Here is a 2957-nt window from a genome sequence, read left to right as displayed (position 1 = left end):
CGTCAGCCCGCGCACCGAGCGCGTCCCCAAGGACCCCGCACCCGAGCCGGGCGGCAAGGCACCCGGCGAGGCGCCCGCGACGCACCCCAGCTCGCACGACGCCCCGCAGCGGACCGCGAAGTCCGACCCGGCCAACCCCGCCGGGCCCGTCAACGACGGTGAGGAGGGCCGATGACCCCCACCGAATCCGCCGAGAAGCTGCTCTCGCCGGTGCTCTCCGCGTTCTGGGACGAGCCCGAGGCGTGGACGCTCGACACCTACCGGCGGCACGACGGCTACGAGGGCCTGCGCAAGGCCCTCGCCATGGACCCGGACGACGTCATCGCCTACGTCAAGGACGCGGGGCTGCGCGGCCGTGGCGGCGCCGGCTTCCCCACCGGCATGAAGTGGCAGTTCATCCCGCAGGGCGACGGCAAGCCGCACTACCTCGTCGTCAACGCCGACGAGTCCGAGCCCGGCACCTGCAAGGACATGCCGCTGCTCTTCGCCAACCCGCACTCCCTCATCGAGGGCATCGTGATCGCCTGCCACGCGATCCGCTCCGGCCACGCCTTCATCTACCTGCGCGGCGAGGTCGTGCCGGTGCTGCGGCGCCTGCACGAGGCGGTGCGCGAGGCCTACGCGGCCGGGTACCTCGGCAAGGACGCGCTCGGCCCGGGCAAGGACCTCGAACTCACCGTGCACGCCGGCGCCGGCGCGTACATCTGCGGTGAGGAGACGGCGCTGCTCGACTCCCTCGAAGGGCGCCGCGGCCAGCCCCGGCTGCGTCCGCCCTTCCCGGCCGTCGCCGGCCTCTACGCCTGCCCGACGGTCGTCAACAACGTCGAGTCCATCGCCTCCGTGCCCGCGCTGATGCACCGCGGCAAGGAGTGGTTCAGGTCGATGGGCAGCGAGAAGTCACCCGGCTTCACGCTGTACTCGCTGTCCGGTCACGTCGCCCGGCCCGGCCAGTACGAGGCACCGCTGGGCGTCACCCTGCGGCAGCTGCTCGACATGAGCGGCGGCATGCGGCCCGGCCACCGCCTGAAGTTCTGGACGCCGGGCGGCTCGTCCACGCCGATGTTCACCGACGAGCACCTCGACGTGCCGCTCGACTACGAAGGCGTCGGCGCGGCCGGCTCGATGCTCGGCACCAAGGCCTTGCAGTGCTTCGACGAGACGACCTGCGTGGTCCGGGCGGTGACCCGCTGGACCGAGTTCTACGCCCACGAGTCCTGCGGCAAGTGCACCCCCTGCCGCGAGGGCACCTACTGGCTCGTCCAGCTGCTGCGCGACATCGAGGCCGGCAAGGGCTCGATGGACGACATCGACAAGATCGACGACATCGCCGACAACATCAACGGCAAGTCGTTCTGCGCACTCGGCGACGGCGCCGCCAGCCCGATCTTCTCCTCGCTGAAGTACTTCCGCGAGGAGTACGAGCAGCACATCACCGGCCGCGGCTGCCCCTTCGACCCGAGCCGCTCCACGGTGTGGGCCGACAAGGGCAGCAACGACGACAACGCTCACCTGGAGGTGAACGCGTGACCGTGACCACTGACGCCAAGACCTCCGGTGGCGGGGAAGCCGGTCCGCCGCCCGAGGACCTGGTCTCCCTCACCATCGACGACGCGCAGATCAGCGTGCCCAAGGGCACCCTCGTCATCCGCGCCGCCGAACTCCTCGGCATCGCCATCCCCCGGTTCTGCGACCACCCGCTGCTCGACCCGGCCGGCGCCTGCCGCCAGTGCATCGTCGAAGTCGAGGGCCAGCGCAAGCCGATGGCCTCCTGCACCATCACCTGCACCGACGGCATGGTGGTGAAGACCCACCTGACCTCACCCGTCGCGGAGAAGGCGCAGCGCGGCGTGATGGAGCTGCTGCTCATCAACCACCCGCTGGACTGCCCGGTCTGCGACAAGGGCGGCGAGTGCCCGCTCCAGAACCAGGCGATGTCCACCGGCGACCCGGAGACCCGCTTCGAGGGCCGCAAGCGGACCTTCGAGAAGCCGGTGCCGATCTCCACCCAGGTGCTGCTGGACCGGGAACGCTGCGTGCTGTGCGCCCGCTGCACCCGGTTCTCCAACCAGATCGCCGGCGACCCGATGATCGAGCTGCTGGAACGCGGCGCGCTCCAGCAGGTCGGCACCGGCGAGGACGACCCGTTCCAGTCGTACTTCTCCGGCAACACCATCCAGATCTGCCCGGTCGGCGCGCTCACCTCCGCCGCCTACCGTTTCCGGTCCCGCCCCTTCGACCTGGTGTCGTCGCCGTCGGTGTGCGAGCACTGCTCGACCGGCTGCGCCACCCGCACCGACCACCGCCGCGGCAAGGTCATGCGGCGGCTCGCCGCCGACGACCCCGAGGTCAACGAGGAGTGGATGTGCGACAAGGGACGCTTCGGCTTCCGCTACGCGCAGCGCCCCGACCGGCTCACCACCCCGCTGGTGCGGGACGCCGCCACCGGTGAACTGGCGCCCGCCAGCTGGCCGGAGGCACTCGCCGCCGCAGCCGAAGGGCTCGCCGGGGCCCGAGGCCGCACCGGGGTGCTGACCGGCGGCCGGCTCACCGTCGAGGACGCCTACGCGTACGGCAAGTTCGCCCGGGTCGCGCTCGGCACCAACGACGTCGACTTCCGGGCCCGGCCGCACAGCGCCGAGGAAGCGGACTTCCTCGCCGCCCGCGTCGCCGGCCGCGGCCACGACCTCGACGGCGGCGGACTCACCCACGCCGCGCTCGAAGCGGCGCCCGCCGTCCTGCTGGTCGGCTTCGAAGCGGAGGAGGAGGCCCCCGGCGTCTTCCTGCGGCTGCGCAAGGCCCACCGCAAGCACGGCCAGCGCACCTTCACGCTCGCCACCCACGCCACCCGCGGACTGCTCAAGGCCGGCGGCACGCTGCTGCCGGCCGCACCCGGCACCGAGACCGAGTGGCTGGACGCGCTCGCCGGCGGCGTCGGACTGGAGGAGGCCGGCCGGGCC

Annotated in this window: 2 protein-coding genes; both read left to right on the top strand. The window is 72.2% G+C overall.

Translation table 11 applies throughout. The features are described 5' to 3' along the window. The first annotated feature begins 171 nt into the window (after positions 1-171). Complete coding sequence (gene nuoF / locus ACYVE9_RS21180) at positions 172-1527, top strand: NADH-quinone oxidoreductase subunit NuoF (protein WP_461029476.1); 1356 nt, start codon at positions 172-174, stop codon at positions 1525-1527. Further along, on the top strand, positions 1524-2957 hold a 1434-nt coding region (locus ACYVE9_RS21175; RefSeq protein WP_461029475.1), incomplete at its 3' end, for an NADH-quinone oxidoreductase subunit G. The genes nuoF and ACYVE9_RS21175, both read left to right, overlap by 4 nt.

Source organism: Streptomyces sparsus (assembly GCF_054776295.1).
This window is presented reverse-complemented; position numbering and strand designations above follow the sequence as displayed.